General features: G+C 71.6%; 5 protein-coding genes and 1 tRNA gene. 3 read left to right on the top strand and 3 right to left on the bottom strand.

Going from position 1 to position 6,377, the window contains the following annotated elements; all coding sequences use genetic code 11:
* Nucleotides 1-361: 361 nt before the first annotated feature.
* Nucleotides 362-1,564 carry a hypothetical protein gene (locus ABZ805_RS28980; RefSeq protein ID WP_358447033.1) on the bottom strand — a complete coding sequence of 401 codons (1,203 nt, stop codon included), beginning with the start codon at nt 1,562-1,564 and terminating at the stop codon, nt 362-364.
* 225 nt (nt 1,565-1,789) lie between these two features.
* Between ABZ805_RS28980 and ABZ805_RS28975 the strand changes: the two genes are divergently transcribed.
* Nucleotides 1,790-4,147, top strand: coding sequence for an acyltransferase family protein (locus tag ABZ805_RS28975; RefSeq protein WP_358447030.1), 2,358 nt, complete (start codon nt 1,790-1,792; stop codon nt 4,145-4,147).
* 178 nt (nt 4,148-4,325) lie between these two features.
* Complete coding sequence (gene msrA, locus ABZ805_RS28970; RefSeq protein WP_358447026.1) at nt 4,326-4,988, top strand: peptide-methionine (S)-S-oxide reductase MsrA; 663 nt, start codon at nt 4,326-4,328, stop codon at nt 4,986-4,988.
* 232 nt (nt 4,989-5,220) lie between these two features.
* Here msrA and ABZ805_RS28965 read toward each other — a convergent pair whose 3' ends face one another.
* Nucleotides 5,221-5,745 (bottom strand): lytic polysaccharide monooxygenase auxiliary activity family 9 protein, encoded by a 525-nt coding sequence (locus tag ABZ805_RS28965; RefSeq protein ID WP_358447023.1) that lies wholly within the window; start codon nt 5,743-5,745, stop codon nt 5,221-5,223.
* A 270-nt stretch (nt 5,746-6,015) separates the two neighbouring features.
* On the opposite strand from ABZ805_RS28965, the gene ABZ805_RS28960 reads away from it, so the two are divergent.
* The gene (locus ABZ805_RS28960; RefSeq protein ID WP_358447021.1) at nt 6,016-6,225 is read left to right on the top strand and encodes a dodecin; all 210 of its coding nucleotides are present in this window, start codon (nt 6,016-6,018) and stop codon (nt 6,223-6,225) included.
* Nucleotides 6,226-6,295: 70 nt separating this feature from the next.
* Here ABZ805_RS28960 and ABZ805_RS28955 read toward each other — a convergent pair.
* Nucleotides 6,296-6,368, bottom strand: a tRNA-Gly gene (locus tag ABZ805_RS28955).
* Between the last annotated feature and the right edge of the window lie 9 nt (nt 6,369-6,377).

The following is a 6,377-nucleotide window of genomic DNA, read 5'->3' as shown; positions in this document are numbered from 1 at the left end:
CCGCGAAGCTCCTCGACACGACACTGTAAACTCAGTTTGCGTAGCGCTCGGGTGGCGGAACCTCAGCGTTCTCCTCGCTGCGGGATCGTTTTCACCGGTGGCTCCGCCACAGGCGAAAACGCTGTCCTCGCGAGGAGAACGCTGAGAACCCGCGGGTGGTCTTGTTGAGCGGGTGGGCGGCGGCTCAGCGGCTTCGCCGCTGACAGGAAACAGCCAAGATTCGCGATGCGGGTTCGAAGGCGGGCCGTGGGGTTCCGCCGCCTCAGTGCTGCGCGGCGCGAGTCGAAGTACCGGCAGGGGCATCGGACGCACGACGGCCCGCCATCCCACGGGATGGCGGGCCGTCGGTGTTCGGGAGCCGTCAGTCGCGGACGGTCGGCGGCGTCTGCGCGAGCTGCTGGTCCAGCAGCGCCTTGAACGCGGTCTGCGCGGCCGCCTTGTCCGGCGCGTTCACGTCCACGATGATCGCCCAGCCGTGCGCCACGTACGCGGTGCGGAACACGCCGCCGCCGGTCGTCATGACCTCCACGCCCCGGTACGACAGGTCGTCGTCCGCGGCGAGGCCCTGCTGGTCGTCCAGGTAGGCCTCCGCCACCGACTGCGCCGCCGTCTGGTCCGGCATCCGCACCGCGATCAGCACCGAGGTGGCGGCGCCGTCGCTGCGGCTGAAGAACCCGTCGATCAGCCCGCCCTGCAGCGCGGCGGCGCGCACCGGGTCGCGCAGCACGCCGGACTTGGGGCTGTTCTCCAGCGCCGGGCGGTCCAGCGGGCCGTTGTACGGGTGCGGCTCGCCCGGCGGCACGGCCACCAGCACCTCGGGGGTGGCGGCGGGCGCGGGCTTCGGCGCGGGCGGTTCCGGCAGCGGCTCGCTGGTCGGCACCGGCGGTGCCTGCTGCTGGGTGGGCTGCGACGGGCCCGCCTCATCGCTGCCGGAGGTGAAGTAGAAGACGGCGGCGACGATGACGCCCACCAGCAGCACCGCGCCGAGCGCGATCCCGGCGATGGCCTTGCCCTTCGACGCGCCGTCGCCGACCTCGAAGACCTCCGGGCCCTGGCGCATCCAGCTGGTGTCGCCGTGCTCCGGCGTCGACGGCTGCTCCGGCTCGCCCCACGGGGAGGCCTGCTCGCCGGTGTTCCAGCCGGGCTGCTGGTTCCAGCCGGACTGCTGCTGGCCCGCCCACGGCTGCTGCCGGCCGACGTTGACGACCTGGGTGCTCTCCGACTGCTGCGCCATCGGGTTCGGCACGACCTGCGTGGACTCGTTCGACGGCTGCGGCTGCTGGGGCTGCTGCTGGGCGGCCTGCGCGCCTTGCGCCGCCGCGGCGCCCCAGTTGAACGCCGGCGGGAACGGGCTCTGCTGACCACTTTGCGGGGTCCCCTGTTGGGGGAAGCCGCCGGAGGGCGTGCCGGGCTGCTGCTGCGGGAAGTCGCCGGATGCAGGTCCGGATTGTCCGCCCTGCGACCTGCCGATCAGCGCGTCCCGCCGGGAGCGGTACTCCTCGGCGGAGATCCTGCCTGCCGCGAGTTCGGCGTCGAGGTTGTGCAGCTCGTCTTGCCAGGTCACCGATGCGCCCTTTCCGGTTTTCACGAGTCGCTGCCGATGTGCGATCGATCGTCATTTTGCACCCCGGGAAGCGCGCGCGATGCACCGGCCGGATAACGATCCGCCCGGTGTGAGCAACTGCGCGCGGCCTCGCTCGTCGAAACGCGCGTCGAGATCGCGGTGCCACCGGATACGCTACTCGGCGTCGTGGCTGGGCTCGACGGTGACATCGCGGGGGTGAAACGGATGGGCACGCAGCGTGTCGATCACGCCCATCCCGAGCGGTTCGCCGAGCCCTCGCACGGTTTCGCGTGGATTCGCATGATCGGCGCGCTGCTGGTGATCTACGGGCACAGTTCGCCGCTGGTCGGAACGGGAGAACTGTTCCCGCCGGAATGGCCGGTGCAGCCCGACGAAGGCGTCCTCATGGGTTTCTTCGCGATGAGCGGATTCCAGATCACCGAGAGCTGGGTGCGCGATCCGCACCCGGTCCGGTTCGCCGCGAAGCGCGTCCTGCGGTTGTGGCCGCCGATGCTCACGGTGACCCTCGGCATGGCGCTGATCGTCGGTCCGCTGGTGACGACGCTGCCCGCGCGGGAGTACTTCGCCGCGCACGAGACCTGGGGCTACGTCGTCAACAACGCCGGGATGCTGACGCTGCAGCACACCCTGCCCGGCGTGTTCACCGCGAACCCGTGGCCGGACGCGGTGAACGGTTCGCTGTGGACGTTGCCGATGGAGCTGCTCGCCTACGGCGGGCTGTACGTCCTGCTGCTGCTCGGCGCGGCGAAGCAGCGGTGGCGGTGGCTGGCGGTCGCGGCGCTGATCGCGCTGGTGGTGTGGGACCGGCACCTGGAGCAGATCCCCGGCGCGGAGTCGGGCGGTGCCCTGCTGAGCGTCCCGGTCGAGTCGCTGGTGGCGTTCCTGGTGGCCTTCGCGCTGGGCGTGGTGCTGAACCTCTACCGCATCCCGCTGTCGGTGACGGCCGCGGTCGCGGGCCTGGTGGTGCTGGCGGCGATGCCGAACAGCATCGCCGCGTCGTTCCTGATGACGTTCGTGGCGAGCTACGCGGTGGTGGTGGCGGGGCACTTCTGGCCCGCGCGGCTGACGGTGCCGGGCTGGTTCGTCAACGGCAGCTACGGCGTCTACGTGTGGGGCTTCCCGGTGCAGCAGCTGCTGGCGATGGCGGGGATCGCGAACCAGTACGTGATGCTGCTGTGCGCCGCGCCGATCGCGTACGTGCTGGGCACGGCGTCCTGGGTGTTCGTCGAGGACCCGACGATGAAGCTGCGCCGCTACGTGGCCCCGGACCGGCCGGCCCGCGCCGCCGAGCAGCGCCCGCAGGACGGCGGTCGTGCGGAGGACGACGACCGCTGGGCGGACGAGGACGACTGGGACGACTACTGGGCGGACCGGGAGGACTGGTCGGACGAGGACGACGACGACCGCGACGGCAGGGGCGACCGCGACGGCCACGAGCGCTGGGATGACCGGGACGGCCACGAGCGCCGGGATGACCGCGAGCGCTGGGATGACCGGGACGGCCACGAGCGCTGGGATGACCGCGAGCGCTGGGATGACCGCGAGCGCTGGGATGACCGCGAGCGCTGGGATGACCGCGAGCGCTGGGATGACCGCGAGCGCCGGGACGACCGGGACGACCGGGAGCGCTGGGGCGCGCACGGCGAACGGTACGGCCGCGACGACCGCGAGGGCGGCCACCGAGCGCGCGGGGACGACCGCGACGACCGGGACCCCGCGGATCGGGACGGCCGCGCCGCGCTCACCGCCGCCCACCAGGCCCACGCCGAGCGCGGCGACCGGGACGACTTCGCGCCCCGGACCCAGCGGGCCGCCGTGCCGGTCCACCGATCGGAGCAGCCGCGGCACCGCGCCGACCCGCTGACCCAGCGCGCCGAATCCGTCCGACCCGACCCCGCCAGACCCGACCCCGGCCGCCCCGGCCCGGCTCGGCAGGAACCCGCCAGGCCCGAACCAGGCAGGCAGGAACCCGGTAGGCAGGAACCCGGCCGACCAGAACCAGTCCGGCAGGAACCCGCCAGGCCCGAACCGGTTCGGCCGGAATCCGGCTCACCTGAACCCGCCAGGCCCGACCCGGCCGCGCGCGCGGAACCGACCTCCCGCGCCGATCCGACCTCCCGCGCCGAGGCGACCCAGCGCGCCGAGCCGATCCGGAGCCCGGAACCGGCCCGGCACGTCGAGCAGCCCCGGCGCTCCGACTCCACCCAGCGGGTCGACCCCACCCAGCGGGTCGATCCGGCCCAGCACGCCGACTCGACCCGGCGGGTGGACCTGTCCCGGCGCTCCGAACCGCCCCGGCCATCCGAGGCCGACCACCCCACGCACCGCACCGAACGCCCCGCCGAGCTCCGCCCCCGCGCGGACCCGGAGCCGGCCCGCGCCGCGCCCCCGGTCTCCTGGCCGGGCGGCGAGCAGCAGGCCGAGCCCACCACCTCGCGCGGCTTCACCGGCGACCTCGCCGATCCGGCCTCCGCCGAACCGCACCGACGCAGGCGCGCCGCTCCGCCGCCCGCGGTGGAGGAGACCCGCCCGCTGGGCCGCTTCCCCCCGTCGCAGTCCTGACCGGCCGGTGTGACCTGCGCCGACCGGACTGGCGATCAGTCGAACGCGCGTTCTACGGTGTTGCTGCGTTCAGGGGAGGGGAGTCCCCGCGACGCACCCGCGCCCCGCGCCCGTCACCCCGGGCGCGGGGCGCTCCACATCGGGGACCACCGCTGATCCCGCGCGTAGCATCGGAGCCATGGGACTGTTCTTCGGCGACCGGACCCGCATGATCGGTCCGGACGAGGCGTTGCCCGGGCGTTCCACCCCGCTGCCGGTGCCGGAACGGCACGCGGTGTTCGGCGATCGCACGATCGTGCCGCCGTTCCCGCAGGACACCGAGTCGCTGGTCGTGGGCATGGGCTGCTTCTGGGGCGCGGAACGGGTCTTCTGGCGCACGGACGGGGTGTGGACGACGGCGGTCGGCTACGCGGGCGGCTACACGCCGAACCCGACCTACGAGGAGGTGTGCAGCGGTCTGACCGGGCACACCGAGGCGGTGCTGGTCGTGTTCGACCCGGCGGTGCTGGACCTGGCGGGGGTGCTGAAGGTCTTCTGGGAGGGCCACGACCCGACGCAGGGCCTGCGGCAGGGCAACGACCGCGGCAGCCAGTACCGCTCGGCGGTCTACTACGCGGATGACGAGCAGCGCGCCGTCGTCGAGCGGACCCGCGACGCCTACCAGGCGGCGTTGACCGCGGCGGGCCGCGGCTCGATCACCACCGAGGTGGCGCCGCTGGGCGAGTTCTACTACGCCGAGGGCTACCACCAGCAGTACCTGTCCGAGGCGAAGAACCCGAACGGCTACTGCGGCATCGGTGGCACCGGGGTGTCCTGCCCTGTCGGGCTCGTCACGGAGTGATCGCGGCCGGTCGCCCGGCGTGGCAAGATCCACTCGGTTCGGCCGGGGCGATCCCGGGTGAACCGCGATCGGAATTTTCCCGCGATTCCGTTCAATTAACAGAATTCCCGGACGGTCGCCCAGTGCGTCACCGGGAGCGCCGAATTCCGTTGAACGGAATTCGACGCACCGCGGCCCGGCGTGTTAGTGGCACGCCGGGCCGCGGCACCGGGGGACATTCTAGATCATGTAATCAGCCGAAGTTCACGTCGGCGCAGGAGTAGAACGCGTTCGCGGTGTCCGCGATGTCCCACACGCCGACGATGACGTGCCTGCCGGACTTGCCCTCCGGCATCTTCCCGTCGTGGGTGTAGGTGTTCGGCGGCTGGGCGCCGCCGTAGTCCACGTCGACGAACGGCGCGGGCTCGAGCTGGTCGCGGCTGATCGGCTGGTTCGGGTCCCAGCCGTCCTTCGTGACGAAGTAGCGGAACGAGCTGGTGGAGTGCGCGGCCGTGATCTTCCACTGGAACTGGAAGTCCTGACCAGCGGCGACGTCCGTGGTAGGCCACTGGCCACCGCGCGGGTCGTCGAGTTCGGAGAACTGCGCCACGCCTGCGGAGCAGATGCTGCCGTCCTGCGGGCCGGCTTCGGGGAAGCCCTTCGGCCCTTCGGCGCTCTGCGGTTCCCACTGGATGGCTCCGCAGTCGTTCAGCGTCCCGTTCGAGCAGGCCTCCTGGCGGCTCGCGGGGCTCTGGACGAATCCGTGCCCGGTCGCCACTCCGGATGTGAAAACCGGTAATGCCAATCCGGCGATGCTGACCGCGGCGATACCGATCGTGCTTTTCACACTTTTCTTGAGCATGGGGGAGTGCTCCTTTCTGAATCGGTGTCGCAAAATTACGTGTCACTCTTCTGGCTTAATAGCTCCGTTCCGGGCAACATGAGATTGGCAGACCCGCCGCTATTGGTCCAGACCTTGAGCCCGATTGGTCTAGCCCATGATCACCGTCGGCTTGCGGGGGACTGCCGCCGTGCGGACCATCCCGGCATGGCAGACAACGTCTATCGCGTCACCGAGATCGTCGGATCGTCCGAGCAGGGCGTCGATGACGCCGTGCGCAACGGGGTGCGCCGCGCCGCGCGAACGCTGCGGGAGGTGGACTGGTTCGAAGTCACCGAGATCCGCGGCCACGTCGAGAACGGCGAGGTCGCCCACTTCCAGGTCGGGCTCAAGATCGGGTTCAAGCTGGAGGACTGACCGGGGGCCGCGCGAGCAACCGGGCCCGCACGCGAAAAAGGCCCCGCCGTCACCGGCGGGGCCTTCTGCGAGCGGATGACGGGACTCGAACCCGCGACCCTCACCTTGGCAAGGTGATGCGCTACCAGCTGCGCTACATCCGCATCAACAGA

The sequence above is a fragment of the Saccharopolyspora sp. NPDC047091 genome (assembly GCF_040643635.1).
Classification (GTDB): domain Bacteria; phylum Actinomycetota; class Actinomycetes; order Mycobacteriales; family Pseudonocardiaceae; genus Saccharopolyspora_C.
Note: the sequence above shows the minus strand (reverse complement) of the source record. Positions and strands in the feature narration are given on the sequence as shown.

Coding starts and splice junctions, on each gene's coding strand:
- ABZ805_RS28975 (WP_358447030.1), top strand. CDS start 1,790: ATGGGCACGCAGCGTGTCGATCACGCCCATCCCGAGCGGTTCGCCGAG.
- msrA (WP_358447026.1), top strand. CDS start 4,326: ATGGGACTGTTCTTCGGCGACCGGACCCGCATGATCGGTCCGGACGAG.
- ABZ805_RS28960 (WP_358447021.1), top strand. CDS start 6,016: ATGGCAGACAACGTCTATCGCGTCACCGAGATCGTCGGATCGTCCGAG.